Raw genomic sequence first — 15,417 nt, forward strand, 5'->3', positions numbered from 1 at the left:
GGCCTCCTGCAGTTCACCTGGGACCCCGAGGTAGAAGCGATGCTGGATGAGTGTGCAGGTCGGGAGGCAGAGCGCTACGTAGACGACTCCCAGTGCCCAAGGTGAACGGTGATGGAGAAGAACTGGCGAACTAGGGAGCACCCTCAATCGACGCGGCCTCGTAGACCGTCACCGGCACGTCGTCCATTGCTCCGACGATCACGAGGAATGCGAAACCAACGTCCTGTCAGATGGCAACGCCGATGATGACCGACATCAGAGTGGGTGGGGGAGACCGTCACCGTTCCGCTTGAGACGGTTCCGGTGCCTCCGCCGTCGGTTTGCCGAGCGTCTTCCCGATTGCGGGACTCCCGGTGGTCGGGCCCGGGCGGAAGCCCAGAGCTGTGTCCGCGGGAAGTCGCCAAAACGGCCGGCTATAGAAGCGTCGGATGTTCCCGCGGGCGCTTGAACGGTCTGTGACCCGGCACGCAGCCCGAGACCGGTCGATTCCGGGCCGTGTCCCGGTCCACCCAGGAAGGCAGAGGGTGCCCTCACTGCAGCCGAATGCGTCCCACTGAATCTCTTCGCGGCGACGCCGAGACACTTGGGGTGCGGTGGCGTCGGCTCTAATCCTCTAAAGCACCAGACATCGGATGATTGGCTTAGGATTGTCTCATGGCTGTGACAGACGAGGCGATCGACAAGATCAAAGACATGTTGATCCGTGGCGAACTCAAAGCCGGAGATCGGCTTCCGCCGGAGAAGGAACTAAGTGAGCGCCTCGGACTGTCCCGCAGTTCCATGCGGGAGGCTGTCAAGGCCTTGGAGATGATCCGGGTGCTGGATGTACGGCGCGGAGACGGAACCTACGTCACGAGTCTGGACGCGAAGCTGCTCAATGAAGCCGTGGGTTTCGTGGTGGAGCTCCACCAGGACAGGTCCGTTCTGGAGCTTTTCGAGGTGCGGCGTATCCTTGAGCCAGCTTCCGCCTTTCTAGCCGCCGGGAAAATCAAGCCGGATGAGCTGACCAGCCTGCGGGCCACTATGGACGGGATCGACGAAAACACGGACGTTGAGGATCTCGTGGCCCACGACCTGGAATTCCATGGCATTATCACCCAGGCCGCGGGCAACGCCTACCTTGCCAGTCTCCTCGAGGCATTGTCCAGCCGCACGGTCCGTGCCCGGATCTGGCGCGGACTCACCCAGGAGAAGGCCGTGGCGCATACGCTGGCCGAGCACAAAGCGATCGCGGACGCCCTGGAACGTGGAGACGCTGAGCTGGTCCGCGCCCTGGTCACCGTACACATCAGCGGCGTCGAGACCTGGCTGCGGCAGGCGCTCTAAGTACCTGACTGAGCCGTTTCGCCTTCATCCCAGATGGCATGGCCGTAGATACGACGGGCGGTGCCGGACCAGATGTTCAGGGCGTCAGCTCGATCAAGAGTTCCGATCAGTTCCTGGAGCACGGCCAGCGTATCGGCGTAGTTGCCGCCAAGGATGCTCACCGGCCAGTCCCCTCCATACATCAAACGTGCTGGACCGAAGATCTCCACCGCAGCATCCCAGGCCGGACGCAGGGCTGCGGCCGTGTACGGGACACCGGGCAGCCGCAGCCCGGAGACCTTGGCCACCGTGTTGGGCAGCGCGGCGCATCGTGCCAGCTGGGCCCGCCACCTGGCCTCATCACGCGTACCGAGCGGTGGTTTGCCGAGGTGGTCGATGATCACGGTCAGTTCCGGAATGGCCTCGGCCAGGTCCGCGGCTGCCGACAAGTGCCGGGGCCAGGCGTCGGGGACGTCGAAAGGGATCCCTGCCGCCGCGACCCCTTCTAGCGACTCGCGGACGGCGGGAAGGGCCAGGAAGTCGTCGCGGGGGTCGCCGTGCACCAGGTGCCGGATTCCGCAGAAACCGGGCTCGTCGAGCCAGTCATGCAGCTGCCGTGCCGCTTCTTCGGGTGTGTCCAGGCGGATCCAGCCGACCACCCCTGCGATCCAGTCGTTGTTGCGGGCGGCATCGAGCATTGCCCGGGTGTCCGCCAGTGTGTCGTCGGCCTGGACCAGGATGGCCCGGCCCACCCCGGAGGAGGCCAGCTCTTGCCTGGCCTCCTCCGCGGAAAAACTGCGGTGGAGCGGCCCGTGCTGCGGCCCGAGCCAGCCGTATCCGCCGGATTCGAGGTTCCAAAGATGCAGATGGGCGTCCACGCGGAAGGTCACGCCGGCACCAGCGACCGGCGTCGCAGCTCCTCCCACATTTCCTCCGGAACGGTCTGGTTCATCCGGGCGATGTTCTGCCTTATCTGGGCCGGGTTTGAGGCGCCGACCACGACAGTGCGGACCGCCGGGTGCAGGAGGCTGAACTGGAGTGCAGCTGTTGGGAGTTCCACACCGTATTCGGCGCAACATGCCGCGAGCTGGCGTGCATGGTCCAGGATCTCCTGCGGCGCGGGGGCGTAGTTGTAGTGCGCGTCATCGCTGATCGTGGGGCGGGCGAGGAGCCCGGAGTTGTAGACGCCCACGTTCACGACGCCCACCCCGCGCTCGATGCAGGACGGCAGGAGATGCTCCCGGGCCGGTTGTTCAAGCAGGGTGTAGCGTCCGGCCAGCATCACCAGGTCAGGCTCGGATCGCTGCACACATTCCAGGAGGGCATCGCTGGAGTTGGAGCCGACACCGATGGCCTCGACCAGGCCTTCGGCGCGCAGCTTCTCCATCGCGGGCAGCGCCTGGGAGATCCCGGCTTCCAAGTCGTAAGCGTCGGGATCGTGAAGATAGAGGATGTCCACGCGGTCCAGGCCGAGACGATCAAGTGAGTCCTCCAGGCTTCGCCGGATGCCTGCCTCGGAGGGGTCCCAGACGCGCCGGAAGTCTGCCGGGACATCGAAGCCTTCGTCATCACGCGCGCCCTCCGGGTTCGTTGCAGGAACGAGGAGCCGGCCGACCTTCGTGGACACCAGGAATTCGTCCCGTGGCTTGCCGCGAAGGGCGAGGCCAAGCCTGCGCTCCGAGAGTCCGAGGCCGTAGTGCGGTGCAGTGTCAAAGTAGCGGATGCCGCCGGCCCAGGCAGCCTCGACGGTTGCCTGGGCGGCGGCGTCGTCCACCGCACGGTAGAGGTTTCCAATGCCCGCGGCCCCGAAACCGAGCCGATCGAAAGAGAGTTCGCTCATGGCCGTTCCCACAGTTCCCACACCTTGGAGATGCCCCGGTCGTCACCCGAGTAATCATCCTCCACCGCCAGCAGGGCGGACATCCGTTCCTGCCAGATAACGTTGACCGGGTTCTCGGCCAGCGCGTGCCGCATGGCCTGATAATCCCGAACGTCCAGTAGGTGGAACAGGTCCTCGCCGCTACGCCAGATCCGCCAGTTCAGAACTCCCGCATCCCGCAGGGCGGACACTAGCTCAGCGGGGATGTTCGCGTGCGCCACCTCGTATTCCTCGGCCGCGCCGGGCTTGAGGCGGGTGTGCAGGGCGATGGTTTCGGTCACGCTACACCCCGGGCTTCAGGAAAAGTTTCGACGACGGGCACTGCGACGTCCGGACGCTGGTTCATGACCCATTCATGCCGTGCCCGCAGGGCGTAGAGGCACAAATGGATGAACATGCCGAGCCGGGCCTCGGTAAACCAGGGTGCGTGCGGGATCATGGGTGACTCCTAGTCGAGCTGTGTAGGTAGCTGACACTGCCGCGGCCGGCGGCCGCTGCTGCCGCACGTGGCAATGTTTACGATGAGGTGAGGCTGACGAGCGCTGATGGGGCCGCGGCCCAGGCTGCACCGCCGGGAAAGCTGTAGTGGGTCAGGGCCTGGCTGAGCATTTCGTTGCCGGCGCCAGGGGCGGATGGGGGCCAGTAGCGGCCGTCGTGGACGTCAACGGGAGTGACGAAGTGCTCGTGGAGGTGGTCGACGAACTCGATTATTCTGCCGTCCTTGGTTCCGGAGACCGCCACGAAGTCGAACATTGACAGGTGCTGCACGGCTTCGCACAGCCCCACGCCGCCTGCATGCGGGCAGACGCGCACCCCGAACTTCGCAGCGAGGAGCAGGATGGCAATGTTCTCGTTGACACCGGCCACCCTCGCGGCATCGATCTGCACAACGTCAACCGCCCCGGCCTGGAGCAGCTGCTTGAAGACCACGCGGTTCTGGACGTGCTCCCCGGTGGCTACGGCAATAGGTGCCAGCGCCTTCGCGATAGCGGCGTGACCCAGGATGTCGTCAGGGCTGGTGGGCTCCTCGATCCAGGCGATGTCATAGTGCGCCAGGTGCCCCACCCATTCGATCGCTTCGGCAACATCCCAGCGCTGGTTGGCGTCCACGGCGATCCTGATATCCGGGCCCACCGTCTCCCGGGCGATCCGGACGCGCCGGATGTCATCCTCCAGGGAGGCGCCCACTTTCAGCTTGATCTGCGTGAATCCTTCGGCCACGGCTTCCTTGGCCAGCCGAGCGAGTTTCTCGTCACTGTATCCGAGCCAGCCCGGCGTTGTCGTGTATGCCGGGTAGCCCTCGATGAGAAGCCCGGCACGGCGCTCTTCCCTCTCCGGTGCCGCGCGGCGCAGGATATCCAACGCTTCCTCCGGAGTCAGTGCGTCCGTAATGTACCGGAAGTCGACGAGGGACACGAGCTCTTCCGGGCTCATGCGGGACAGCAGATCCCACAGCGGAAGTCCCGCACGCTTGGCTTTAAGGTCCCACAGTGCGTTGACCACGGCGCCGATCGCCATGTGCATCACGCCCTTCTCCGGTCCAAGCCAGCGCAGCTGGGAATCGTGGACCAGCAGCTTCCACGTGGCCCCCATGTCGCCGAGGAGTTCCTCCGCTTCCCGGCCCAGGATGTGATGGCGCAGTGCTTCGATGGCCGCGGCCTCCACTTCATTGCCGCGGCCGATCGTGAAGACGAAGCCGTGGCCTTCGTGGCCGTCCTGTGCATCCGTGCGGATGATGAGGTACGCCGCCGAGTAGTCGGGATCCGGGTTCATGGCGTCCGAGCCGTCCAGCCCCTGGGATGTGGGAAAGCGGACATCGAAGGTATCCACTGCAGTGATAATGCTCATGCTGCTCCTTGCTTTGCTTCGGCCCTGCCTCTGCCTCATCCTTCGTCGGAGGGTCGGTATTGGGGGCCATGCGTATTGAAGTCTGAACCCAACCCTAAACATCGGATGTATGGCTTGTCAATGGCGCACTTTTGCGTAGTATTGATCGGAGAAATACAGCTAAAGTTCGGATGTTAGAGGAGAAATTCCCGTGAAGTTTGCCCGCATAGGACCGGCCGGATACGAACAGCCGGCAGTCATCGCACAGGACGCCCACGGCGTCGATCAGTACTTCAGCCTGGCGGCGCTGACCGCGGATATCGACGGCGGCTTCCTCGCCAGCGGCGGCATCGCCCGCACCCGCGAAGCCCTGGAATCCGGCGAACTTCCCGCCATTTCCGCGAAAGGCCTCCGTATGGGAGCGCCGATCACTCGCCCCGGGTCGGTGGTCTGCATTGGCATGAACTATGCCGCGCACGCAGCCGAGTCCGGGTCAGCCCCGCCAGAAATCCCTGTCGTGTTCCTCAAGCCGTCCAACACTGTGGCCGGCCCGTTCGATGCCGCCCCCATCCCGCCGTCGTCGGAGAAGTACGACTGGGAGGTGGAGCTCGGAATCGTGGTCGGCAAGGAAGCGTCATATCTTTCCTCGGCGGAGGATGCCATGGAGTGCATCGCAGGCTACCTCGTAGCGAACGACCTCTCCGAGCGGGACTACCAGCTGCCGGGCGCAGCCGGCCAGTGGACCAAGGGCAAGTCACTGCCGTCGTCCACTCCGCTGGGACCTTGGCTGGTTCCGGCGGACGAGCTCGACGCCGGGGCGCTGCGGCTGCGCTCGTGGGTCAATGGCGAGCCTCGCCAGGACTCGAACACCGCCGACCTCATCTTCGATGCATCCACTTTGGTGCACCATGTCAGCCAATACATGCTGCTGGAACCAGGCGACGTCATCCTCACGGGTACCCCTGAGGGTGTGGCGCTGTCCGGCCGCTTCCCCTACATCCGGCCAGGCGACGTCGTCGAACTCGAGATTGAAGGACTTGGGCGGCAACGCCAGGAATTCTACCGGGCGGCTGCCCAGGGCTCCGAGCCCGTCGCATCCATCACGGCCCGTGCTGGAAGGGATCTCCGATGACCGACGAGTTCGAGGGCCTGGCCGCCATCGTAACCGGGGGTGCGTCCGGCATCGGCGCCGCCATTGCTGACCGCCTTGCCGCGGGCGGGGCGAAGGTTGCCGTGCTGGACCTCAACCCGTCCGGAACCCCGCACTTCGGCACCGAATGCAACGTCGCCAGCGACGCCTCAGTACGTGCCGCCGTCGACGCGGCCGTCCGGCACTTCGGGAGACTGGATGTAGTTATCAACAATGCCGGCATCGGCGCGCAAGGGGATGTCACGGCCAACGACGACGCCGAATGGCACCGGGTTTTCAACGTCAACGTGCTGGGAATCGTGCGTGTGAGCCGCGCCAGCCTCCCGCACTTGCGGAACTCGCCCGCCGCGGCGATCGTGAACACATGCTCCATCGCGGCGACAGCCGGGCTCCCGCAGCGCGCACTGTATTCCGCGTCGAAAGGCGCGGTGTCGTCGCTCACGCTGGCGATGGCGGCCGACCACGTCCGCGAGGGCATTCGCGTGAACTGCGTGAACCCCGGCACCGTGGATACGCCGTGGGTGGGCCGCCTCCTGGACTCGGCAGCGGACCCCGAAGCTGAACGTGTCGCGCTTAACGCCCGCCAGCCGCAAGGTCGCATGGTGAACGCCGCCGAGGTTGCGGGCGCCGTAGCGTACCTTGCCAGCCCCCTGTCGGGTTCCACGACCGGCACTTCCCTAGCTGTGGACGGCGGGATGCAGGGGCTTCGCCTCCGATCAGCCACCTAGGCTTCCGGCCGATGAAACGCAACACCGTCCACACGCGCGTTCATGGACGGAGATCGGGACGCGATAATGCACGTTTCGTCGGCCTGAGCTGGGGGAGAGGCGCTGTAGCGGTGGTTCTACTTCTGTCCCGTCTCAGTTTTGTTGGCCAGAATCTCGGTTGATCTGGCCACCTAGCGATCGAGGCCGCTCGTCTCAGGCCGCACCAGCAGCGGCCCTGCTCGTGCTTCTGGATGACGAGGACCCGTTCCTCTCCGAGCAGGATAATGTCTTCGTAGCTGAGCATGCCTTCAGTGCAGCATCGGCGAACGGCTGCCGGTAGAAGCGTCTTGGTCTATGTGCAAAACCGCAGGTAACGGCATCGGAGCGCTCTGCCCGTGAGCCTCCTGTGACCACCACCGAAATCCGAGCGGCGGCGAACCAAGCATTCCCGCTCGCTCTGGGCGGGGTCGTCGGGGTCATCCGGGTTCGCGGCCACCGGCAGAAGGACTAGTCAGTATCGGCCAGCCCATACATAGGATGAACCGGCGACAGACGAACCCACAAAGCGGCGCTTCCTGACAGTCGAGCAGGCAGCCGAAGAGCTCAACGTGAAGTCGAGCCTCATCCGGGGCCTGATCAGCAGTGGAGAGCTGCGCGCAATTCAGGTCGGCGGCCGCGGCCTGTGGCGCATTGGCCTTCAGGATCTGGAAGATTACATCGCCGAAGCGTACCGGCGGACAGCTGAACGGATTGCCGCCGGCGACCTCCTTGATGACGCGGAGTCTGGGACTGTCGAGTAGACAGCGCGCAGTACGGACTGCTCGCCGTGGCCGCATTTCTCCTTGCGAAAGTGCATGCTGGCCAATGACCGTTGTGACGAGGAAGCGTCGGCTTAGAACGCGCATTAATCCTGGTCGGGCTGCTGTCCTTCAGTCGGAATCTTGTCCAGGAGATACTTGGCACCTTTGCCAGCTGTCATCCCCGCCGTCGGCCCGCTCAAACCCACCGCGCCCACGATTGCCGCCAGGTCCGCATTCTCCATACTCACGTTCAGGATGAGGCAGGTGACATAGAGAGTCACTGCTATGCGAACGAACCAGATGACCAGGTTGCGGTTCTCCTGAGAGAGGCTCAGAAGCATTGGAAGATGTTCAATGGATTCCGTGAGCCCTGGGTGCGCATTGAATAGTTCGTCTGCTCGGTCATCGATGTCAAGGGCTTCGATCTCTGCCTTGAACATGTCAGCTTGATCTATAAGATCCTGCATGAAGTTCGTGTCGATCGAGGAGGCCACAGATGCCCCTAGAGCAGCTAGTGAATTCTCGAATACCATGTCGGACTTGAACAGGCTGCCCATATCCAGTCCTGAGCCTAGGACTGAGTCCAGCCCCGCGAACGGCTTGTCCAAGGACTTCATCGAGTCCAGGCCAAGTTTTTCCATCGCACTCATGTAGTTGTCGCCAAGGAGTGCGGCACTAGCAATCGACGATATGGCAGTGGAATCCACCAACTTCGTTGCGTCTAAGCCAAGCTTCTCCAGCGACAAGCCGAAGCCGGGTGTGGTTGCAGTAATGTCTGTGATCCAACTAGGAACCTCGGGGACAGAAAACGAGGCCAAGGCAGAGACACTGTCTGTAGTGAACCCGCCTTGAAGCACGGAGCTGACGGTCATCAAGCGGTCTTCCGGGATCATGGGTCAACTCTACTGATGCTGGCCGACAATTCTGGAGCGGTGCCAATAGGGCGCAGCTTTCACGATTGCTGCGTCTTGGTCTACGTGGAAAACCGCAGGCATCGGCATCGGAGCCGTCTGCCCCTGAGCCTCCTGTGACCACCACCGAAATCCGAGCGGCGGCGAACCAGGGACGAGCCTCCAGTTCCGGGAACCTACGCGGATGCACCACCAGCTCTTTCCTTCACCCTCGACGGCGACTTTGGCCGGCGCGTGCTGTCGGAACTCGACAGTTAGTGAACATGTGGTGATCGCAGTGTGAGGGGGCTGTTTGTGCTGATTTAGCAGGGATCTTTTCTCCTCGTTTATGAGCGAAAAACATACCCCTCACATAGACCCCCGGGTCTATGTCCTTAACCGAGTATGCGTGAAGCTCGAGCGGCGACCGACTTGTGTCAAACATGCGCGCGACATTCATCGCGCGGCAGCTGCGCCTGCCCGAGCCCGGTCGAGCTGCTGCTCGGGCTCGGCGTGAGCGTCGTCGAGCAGTGAGCGCGAACCACGAGGGCGATGAAGGCCAGCGGGCTGAGCCAGGAGACTTCAATGGAACACGAACTTTTTCTGACCGGCATCGGGCCGCGACCCTTGAGAGTCGCACCTTGGGGAGTGGGGCCTACAGATTCCGCTGGCCCACGGGTGCAGGCCTCGGTGGCCATCGCGCCGTGCTCGGGAAGGATCACAGCAATGGCAGCGGCAACCGTCACGGCCGCCACCTCGGCTACGTCAACCGCTGATTGCTTCGCGCCTGTGCGGACGCGCCGCCCAGCCGGAAAGGCTCGCCCGGTGCGAGTACATGGATGCGCTCGGGGTTGACCACGACGTCCCGGAGCGTGTCCGGGTCGGCGTTGAACGGGGCGAACTCGGGAGAATCCACGCTGCCCCAGTGGTGCAGGAGCAAGTCCGCGTCGGGGTAGGCATTGGCCATCTCGACGGCACCGTCGAAGGTGAAGTGCCACTCGCTGTCCGAGAAATCGAACAGCAAGGCGTCCGGGGCCGGCATAGTCAGATGGTGGTCGCGGATCAGCCGTGAATCCCCTGGTGCCCAGATCACGCCGTCGACGGTTTCGATCCAGAAACCGCACGAGTCCTCATCGAGGAAAGTGCGCTGCCCCGGTTGAGGCGCGGCATTCTGCCAAGCATGGTCGGCCGGCGTGACCGTGACCCGGACCCCAGCGACGGAGAAGGCATCGCCAATGCCGTGACCGTCGGCGGGCATGCCCAGTTCCTGCATCAGACCGGCGACGTAGCGGGTCGAGTGGAAACGCCGGGTGACTGAATTCAAGGCCGTGCATGTGGGCACGCTGAAGTGGTCATTGTCCGCATGCGTGACCAGGATCCCATCGAGCCGGGGGACGTCTGCCGCCTGGAGCGGGAAGTCGATGAGCACAGGCATGTCAAAGTCCTGAAGCAGCGGATCGACCATAATCAGCGTCCCCCGTGCATTGATCAGAAATCCCGCCATGCCGAGCCAGTAAAGGACGGTTCCCTGCGGGCCATCGAAGGCCTCAGCCCGAATCGGCATGGTTGTCGGAGCCATGGCCTGCCCACGGGGGCTGCGCCGTATCGACGTTTTGGGATCGTTCATCCTACCTCCTACGGTCAATCATGGGGTCTAGCGGGGCACTCTTCCTGCCGAGATGGGCACCTGGGTGGAGGGCTGACTGGCATGGGCTTTAATGGTCCGGCCTCAGGCGTCCATTCTCGCCCGGTGCTGGTCTATATCGACCACGACTCGTCTAGCCACTGACCAATCATTGTCTGGTCCGCGACCTCGACCGCAGTGAACGGCTCGGTCTCAGGATGGGCGGGAACGTAGTGGAGCGGCAGCCGGATGGTCATGTCCTGCCCGTGGGCCTCTGGATCCGCAGCAGTGTGGCGGCTCCTGCGGTGAGCACGGCCACGCCGGCTGCGATAAGCAGACTCGCAGTCTCACCAGTGGGGGAGGACGTGCTGTTCAACAGGAGTCCGAAGGCGGCGATGGCGAGTGCTCCGCCGATCTGGCGGCTGGTGTTGAACACGCCTGAGGCGATGCCGCCGCGGTGGGCCGGGACACTGGTCAGCAGGATCGAAGTGGTCGGGGGCATAACGAAAGGGCCTGCCACCCCTGTCAGGACCATCAGGACCGCGATCAGCCACAGCTGTGCGTTAGGCAGCACTGCGAGCAGTACTAGCCCGGTCGCCATCGAGACCAGGCCGATGACGATAAGGGCTTTCTGGCCGATACATTCGGCAATGCGGGGCGTGAAGGGGGTGAGGAAGAGCCCGGTGAGCATCATCGGCAGAAACACCAACCAGGTGTCCAATTGCGGAGAGGCCACGGTGCTGTTGCAGGGCCACGCTCATCACGAAGGGGAGCCCGTCGACCATGAACGCGAAAACGATCAGGACGCTGATGCCCGCGTTGCGGTTGCGGAACAGGTCCGCGGGCACCATGCGATGCCGAGCCCGGCGCTGGAACAGCCTGAAGGCGACGGCAGCAGCCACCGCAACCGACAGGGCGACGATCACCTGGGGTGCGGCGAACCCGGCCTCGCCGGCGTCAATCATTCCGAAGGTGAGCCCAGCCATCGCTAGGATTCCGGTGATCTGCCCCACCCAGTCAACCGGTGCCGAATGCCTTGCTGTGGAGATCGACCGGAAAATCAGGTAGAGGCCCAGCAGCCCGACAGGGACGTTGACGAAGAAGATCAGCCGCCAACTGACCATCGTGAGCAGGCCGCCGAGAACCGGGCCAGAGGTGGAGGCGATCGCCCCGCCCATCGCCCAGATCGCTACCGCGCGGGTCCGGTCTTTCGGGACCGGGTAGGCATGGTTCAGTAAGGCCATGGAGGCTGGCATCATCGCTGCCGCAGCCGCGCCCTGCACGAACCGGGCGATGATCAGTATGCCCATGCCCATGCCCGGCGCGATGCCGCAGGCGATCGACGCCAGCACGAATAACGCCATGCCGGCTAGGAGGAGCCGCTTCGCGCCGATGCGCTCCGCTACGCGTTCCGTATGCACCCCGCGGAGCACCGAGAGCGAATCCACCGTGCATACCCCTAACGGCACCCGCATCGGTTTGAACGACTGGGCAGCGTATCAATGCGCCGCCGCCTTAGCGGGCTTAGTCGTCATGGCAGGTTGCTTTGACACGTACTCCGGACCGACGCCTTCGGGCGCTGAGGCCCACTGCCTGAAGACCAAATTTGGATTCTGTCGCCATCCAGATGAACTTCGTTGTCATTCAGATGAACGAAGATACGAGTGTCCACTCCGTCAGCTGCCAGCCAAAAGCTCGACCGGTCGTACATCACAGTCTCGATCGTTCCTTGTCGCACGATCCGGCCCGATCGGCGAAGCTCGACTCGTTCGCCTTCAACCGGCAGCCAGCCGGGCCCGGACTGCCTCATCTGCGGCTCGCGATCCGGTTGGCCCTTCGAAGCCTTTATGTGTTCCCCTATTCCGGATGCTGTTGCTGTCATTAGTTCTTCCTGTTGTTTGCTTAAACCGCGCGGTTTCGTGCCGGTAAGACCCACGATGGTCGTCATGACAGGCTCAACGGCCGGACGGCACAAAGACGCCCTTACCCGAGGCCTGTTTATCGAAAAGTTCCAACGCGTCGGACGCCTTTTCCGGGCTCCAGCGCTCAGCGACGAGCGAATCGACATCGATTCCACGCTCCACAATGAATCGTGCGGCCCATACGACCTAGGCCGATGTATCCAACACTCATGGTGCTCACTCCCTTTTAGGTGCGGATCTCACGCAGATCGCTTTTATAGCTCCGGCGGCTGACGACATACAGACTGTTCGCCGTCGTCGGGAAGGGAGCCGTCATTGCCGGCGTGCAGAACCGATCGCTCATATTTATGAATGCCTGTACGCTATTACGAAAGGGATGGTGAGTCAATCGTTCCTGAATGCGGCAGATCGCGCCCCTTTGGCCCGAGGGGCTAATGGGCTCCAAACAGGACGCCGCCTTATCGGTCTGTAGGGCACGCCCTCACCGCCGCAGCCACGTGACTAGCCAGCCACTCCGGATATTGCGTTTTTCTCAGGTGCTCGCCGGGCATAAGGAAAGGCCCGACGAGAAGAGAATCGGCCTCCTGCCCACGACAAGGCCCAGCCGAAGGTGTCGTTTGCAGCGAGTTGGGCCACTCCTGGCGGCCGATGCTTTCGATGGGCCACCTCACACCCTTGACCGTACACTCGCGTTCCGGTTACGGTACGTGTGTACGTTATTACGATTCTTCTGAGTCAGGATTCCTGGCGGCCCGCACATTTCTAAGTCGATCTTAAAGGAGAGGCCACAGTGTTCTATCCACGCTTGCACGGAACGAAGCTTCGCTCCCGCATCGTTGAGACGGCCAAAAGGAAGGTGTGGTCAACTTCTACTTCTCTGTGGGAGGTTCGGACAGGATCGTCGCTGACTTCCAGAAGGCGTACCCGGACATCATGGTTAAGGCCACATTCGCCGGCAGCGCCGACCTGGTCCAGAAGCTCGACCAGGAAATTTGAGGCTGGCGTGAAGAGCGCTGATGTCGTGATGCACGCGTCTCCGGGTTGGTTCACTGACAGGTACGACGCGGACAAGTTTGCGTCCCTTAGCGTGAACCCGGACAGAGCAGGCGAGGGATGAGAGGAGCGGCTGTATGGCAACAGCTACACCACCGTAATGGGCCTTCCATATACGATCTCCAGCCAAAAGGATCAGCCGGACTACACAGGCGTGGAGGCTCTTCTCGCAGCGAAACCGAACGCTAGATTCGGTCTCATAAACCGTCAATGTGCGTACCCCTGCCCAGCAGACCCCGCTCTACTAAGGCGAAACCTTAGTAGATCACTTATCCGAGAGCCGGCCCCAACGGCCGACGATTCCTAACGAAATTAGAGGAACAATGACATTTTCACGCTCCCATGAATCCCTCTTTATCGACGGACAGTGGATTGAGTCTTCGGGCTCTGCTCGTATCGATGTGATCTCGCCTGCCACTGAGGAGATTATCGGTTCTGTGCCGGAGGCTTCCGTTGCCGATATCGACCGGGCTGTCGAGGCAGCACGGAATGCATTCGATAGAGGGCCTTGGCCCAGCATGGCGCCCCAAGAGCGCGCCCAGATCCTCCGCCGTGTCAGAAGCAGCATCGCTGACCGCCGGGAGGACTTTGCGGCACTCATCACGGATGAGATGGGCAGCCCAATCACCCAGTCAAGGGCCATTCAATTGGGTGCACCGCTCTCTCTGCTTGACGCTTACATCGAACTCATCGAGACTTTCCCATTCCGTGACATCAGAACCTCAGCCTCAGGCAATGCACTAGTAACCAGGGAACCACTCGGGGTTGTCGCCGCGATCGTCCCGTGGAATGTGCCGTTGACCGTCGCCATCCAAAAGATCGCGCCCGCGCTTCTGACAGGCAACACGATGGTACTCAAGCCTGCGTCCGAGACGCCGCTGTCAACGCTGGCACTGGCCAAGCTCTTCGAGCAGGCAGGGTTGCCGCGTGGTGTGCTCAACGTCGTGCCGGCGAGCCGGCAGGTCAGCGAGTATCTCGTCAGCCATCGCGGTATCGACAAACTAACTTTCACAGGATCGACCGCGGTGGGGAGGCGGCTGGGCTCGATCTGCGGCCAGAACCTCACCAGGTTCACACTGGAACTCGGGGGAAAGTCGGCAGCAGTCATCCTCGATGATGCTGATATGGACGCAACTGTAGAGGCCCTGCGGCTGGGATCCTTGCGCAACAGCGGACAGATCTGCAGCCTGAAGACACGGATTCTTGTCTCAAACCGGCGACACGACGAATTCATCGACCGATTGCAGGCGCTTGTCGCTTCCATGCCGGTCGGCGACCCCCGCGACCCCGCCACCCAAATCGGTCCCATGGCGACGGCACGGCAGCGGGATGTCGTCCAGGGATACATCGAGGCAGGCAAGAGCGAAGGTGCCACGGCCGTCATTGGTGGTGGCGCCTCCGTCCAGGATCGTGGCTGGTTTGTCGAACCCACAGTCTTCACCGACGTCAAGCCGGACATGAAGATCGCCCTGGAAGAGGTCTTTGGGCCTGTACTCGCTGTTCTGCGATACGACGACGAGGACATGGCAGTGGATTTGGCCAACCACTCTCCCTATGGTTTGAACGGTTCCGTGTTCACCAGAGATCTTGACCGCGGGTTGGCTCTGGCCTCCCGGATCCGCACCGGGACTGTTGAAATCAACGGTAACTCCGCGGGGTTCCATGCACCTGTCGGCGGCTTCAAGGACAGCGGAATAGGGCGGGAGGCCGGCCACGAGGGTCTTGAAGCCTACGTTGAGCCAAAATCCTATGGACTCCCTAGCGGCTTCGCACACGAACTCAAGGAGACCGGTAAGTGAGCGGCGATCGCTACGAAGAGGGCCTGCGGATCCGGCGTGAAATCAATGGCGATGACGTTATTGACAAGATCTTGGCCGAGGCGGACGAGTTTTCGGGTCCGATGCAGGATCTTGTGACGGAATACTGCTGGGGTGAAATCTGGGGCCGCCCGGAGCTCGACAGGCGCAGCAGAAGCATTCTGAACATTGGAATGCTGGCAGTTATGTCGCGGCCTGATGCACTCGCGGGCCACATCCGCGCCGGACTTGCCAACGGGCTTACTCGAACCGAGATCCGAGAGTGTCTGTTGCAGGTTGCCGTTTATGCGGGGATGCCCGCCGGCCTCGCGGCATTCAAAGTCGCCCGCGAGGTTCTTGCGGAAAGTTCCTGATAGCAGGTACCCAGCCACTCCGTCGAGCCAGCTGGGGTAGCTGTCAGAAATTGAGCTGAAGCGGTGGCAGGACTTGTGTTCTGCCACCGC

16 protein-coding genes and 1 pseudogene are annotated in these 15,417 nt (G+C 62.7%); 7 read left to right on the top strand and 10 right to left on the bottom strand.

Annotated elements, in window-relative coordinates; translation table 11 throughout:
- Positions 1-654: 654 nt before the first annotated feature.
- Positions 655-1,326 carry a FadR/GntR family transcriptional regulator gene (locus AC1DCM_RS12295; protein WP_476983091.1) on the top strand — a complete coding sequence of 224 codons (672 nt, stop codon included), beginning with the start codon at positions 655-657 and terminating at the stop codon, positions 1,324-1,326.
- Here AC1DCM_RS12295 and AC1DCM_RS12300 read toward each other — a convergent pair.
- From AC1DCM_RS12300 to AC1DCM_RS12320, 5 genes are all read right to left on the bottom strand, one after another.
- A complete protein-coding gene (locus AC1DCM_RS12300; RefSeq protein ID WP_477518408.1) occupies positions 1,323-2,231 on the bottom strand; it encodes an amidohydrolase family protein in 909 nt (302 codons plus the stop codon). The genes AC1DCM_RS12295 and AC1DCM_RS12300 overlap by 4 nt on opposite strands.
- Positions 2,192-3,145, bottom strand: a complete 954-nt coding sequence (locus tag AC1DCM_RS12305; protein WP_476983089.1) for an aldo/keto reductase — start codon at positions 3,143-3,145, stop codon at positions 2,192-2,194. Before AC1DCM_RS12305 ends, AC1DCM_RS12300 begins: the two co-directional genes overlap by 40 nt.
- A complete protein-coding gene (locus AC1DCM_RS12310; RefSeq protein ID WP_476983088.1) occupies positions 3,142-3,465 on the bottom strand; it encodes an L-rhamnose mutarotase in 324 nt (107 codons plus the stop codon). The genes AC1DCM_RS12305 and AC1DCM_RS12310 overlap by 4 nt, the downstream gene beginning before the upstream one ends.
- Entirely contained in the window at positions 3,462-3,623 is a 162-nt protein-coding gene (locus AC1DCM_RS12315) for an alpha-L-fucosidase (RefSeq protein ID WP_476983087.1), read from the bottom strand. The genes AC1DCM_RS12310 and AC1DCM_RS12315 overlap by 4 nt, the downstream gene beginning before the upstream one ends.
- 77 nt (positions 3,624-3,700) lie before the next feature.
- The gene (locus AC1DCM_RS12320) at positions 3,701-5,032 is read right to left on the bottom strand and encodes an L-fuconate dehydratase (protein ID WP_476983086.1); all 1,332 of its coding nucleotides are present in this window, start codon (positions 5,030-5,032) and stop codon (positions 3,701-3,703) included.
- A 184-nt stretch (positions 5,033-5,216) separates the two neighbouring features.
- Between AC1DCM_RS12320 and AC1DCM_RS12325 the strand changes: the two genes are divergently transcribed.
- The 3 genes from AC1DCM_RS12325 (at position 5,217) to AC1DCM_RS12335 (ending at position 7,668) form a co-directional block, all read left to right on the top strand.
- Entirely contained in the window at positions 5,217-6,143 is a 927-nt protein-coding gene (locus AC1DCM_RS12325; protein WP_477518515.1) for a fumarylacetoacetate hydrolase family protein, read from the top strand.
- Entirely contained in the window at positions 6,140-6,889 is a 750-nt protein-coding gene (locus AC1DCM_RS12330) for an SDR family NAD(P)-dependent oxidoreductase (protein WP_477518409.1), read from the top strand. The genes AC1DCM_RS12325 and AC1DCM_RS12330 overlap by 4 nt, the downstream gene beginning before the upstream one ends.
- Positions 6,890-7,443: 554 nt before the next feature.
- Positions 7,444-7,668: a helix-turn-helix domain-containing protein gene (locus AC1DCM_RS12335; RefSeq protein WP_477518516.1), complete on the top strand. Its 225-nt coding sequence runs from the start codon at positions 7,444-7,446 to the stop codon at positions 7,666-7,668.
- A gap of 104 nt (positions 7,669-7,772) precedes the next feature.
- On the opposite strand, the gene AC1DCM_RS12340 is transcribed toward AC1DCM_RS12335, so the two are convergent.
- The 5 genes and pseudogenes from AC1DCM_RS12340 to AC1DCM_RS12360 all read right to left on the bottom strand — a co-directional run.
- Positions 7,773-8,561 carry a hypothetical protein gene (locus AC1DCM_RS12340; RefSeq protein ID WP_477518410.1) on the bottom strand — a complete coding sequence of 263 codons (789 nt, stop codon included), beginning with the start codon at positions 8,559-8,561 and terminating at the stop codon, positions 7,773-7,775.
- A 434-nt stretch (positions 8,562-8,995) separates the two neighbouring features.
- Positions 8,996-9,304, bottom strand: coding sequence for a hypothetical protein (locus AC1DCM_RS12345; protein WP_477518411.1), 309 nt, complete (start codon positions 9,302-9,304; stop codon positions 8,996-8,998).
- Positions 9,305-9,318: 14 nt separating this feature from the next.
- Positions 9,319-10,185: an MBL fold metallo-hydrolase gene (locus AC1DCM_RS12350; RefSeq protein ID WP_477518412.1), complete on the bottom strand. Its 867-nt coding sequence runs from the start codon at positions 10,183-10,185 to the stop codon at positions 9,319-9,321.
- A gap of 250 nt (positions 10,186-10,435) precedes the next feature.
- Positions 10,436-10,876 (bottom strand): MFS transporter, encoded by a 441-nt coding sequence (locus AC1DCM_RS12355; RefSeq protein WP_477518413.1) that lies wholly within the window; start codon positions 10,874-10,876, stop codon positions 10,436-10,438.
- A gap of 34 nt (positions 10,877-10,910) precedes the next feature.
- Positions 10,911-11,657: pseudogene (locus AC1DCM_RS12360) on the bottom strand (MFS transporter); the annotation flags it as partial.
- 1,305 nt (positions 11,658-12,962) lie between these two features.
- On the opposite strand from AC1DCM_RS12360, the gene AC1DCM_RS12365 reads away from it, so the two are divergent.
- The 3 genes from AC1DCM_RS12365 (at position 12,963) to AC1DCM_RS12375 (ending at position 15,327) form a co-directional block, all read left to right on the top strand.
- The gene (locus tag AC1DCM_RS12365; RefSeq protein ID WP_477518414.1) at positions 12,963-13,100 is read left to right on the top strand and encodes a hypothetical protein; all 138 of its coding nucleotides are present in this window, start codon (positions 12,963-12,965) and stop codon (positions 13,098-13,100) included.
- A 380-nt stretch (positions 13,101-13,480) separates the two neighbouring features.
- On the top strand, positions 13,481-14,956 hold the full coding sequence (locus tag AC1DCM_RS12370; protein ID WP_477518415.1) for an aldehyde dehydrogenase: 1,476 nt from the start codon (positions 13,481-13,483) through the stop codon (positions 14,954-14,956).
- On the top strand, positions 14,953-15,327 hold the full coding sequence (locus AC1DCM_RS12375) for a carboxymuconolactone decarboxylase family protein (RefSeq protein ID WP_477518416.1): 375 nt from the start codon (positions 14,953-14,955) through the stop codon (positions 15,325-15,327). Before AC1DCM_RS12370 ends, AC1DCM_RS12375 begins: the two co-directional genes overlap by 4 nt.
- Positions 15,328-15,417 lie beyond the last annotated feature (90 nt).

The organism is Paenarthrobacter sp. 10N417 (assembly GCF_056394745.1).

Coding starts and splice junctions, on each gene's coding strand:
- AC1DCM_RS12295 (WP_476983091.1), top strand. CDS start 655: ATGGCTGTGACAGACGAGGCGATCGACAAGATCAAAGACATGTTGATC.
- AC1DCM_RS12305 (WP_476983089.1), bottom strand. CDS start 3,145: ATGAGCGAACTCTCTTTCGATCGGCTCGGTTTCGGGGCCGCGGGCATT.
- AC1DCM_RS12315 (WP_476983087.1), bottom strand. CDS start 3,623: ATGATCCCGCACGCACCCTGGTTTACCGAGGCCCGGCTCGGCATGTTC.
- AC1DCM_RS12320 (WP_476983086.1), bottom strand. CDS start 5,032: ATGAGCATTATCACTGCAGTGGATACCTTCGATGTCCGCTTTCCCACA.
- AC1DCM_RS12330 (WP_477518409.1), top strand. CDS start 6,140: ATGACCGACGAGTTCGAGGGCCTGGCCGCCATCGTAACCGGGGGTGCG.
- AC1DCM_RS12340 (WP_477518410.1), bottom strand. CDS start 8,561: ATGATCCCGGAAGACCGCTTGATGACCGTCAGCTCCGTGCTTCAAGGC.
- AC1DCM_RS12350 (WP_477518412.1), bottom strand. CDS start 10,185: ATGAACGATCCCAAAACGTCGATACGGCGCAGCCCCCGTGGGCAGGCC.
- AC1DCM_RS12355 (WP_477518413.1), bottom strand. CDS start 10,876: ATGATGCTCACCGGGCTCTTCCTCACCCCCTTCACGCCCCGCATTGCC.
- AC1DCM_RS12370 (WP_477518415.1), top strand. CDS start 13,481: ATGACATTTTCACGCTCCCATGAATCCCTCTTTATCGACGGACAGTGG.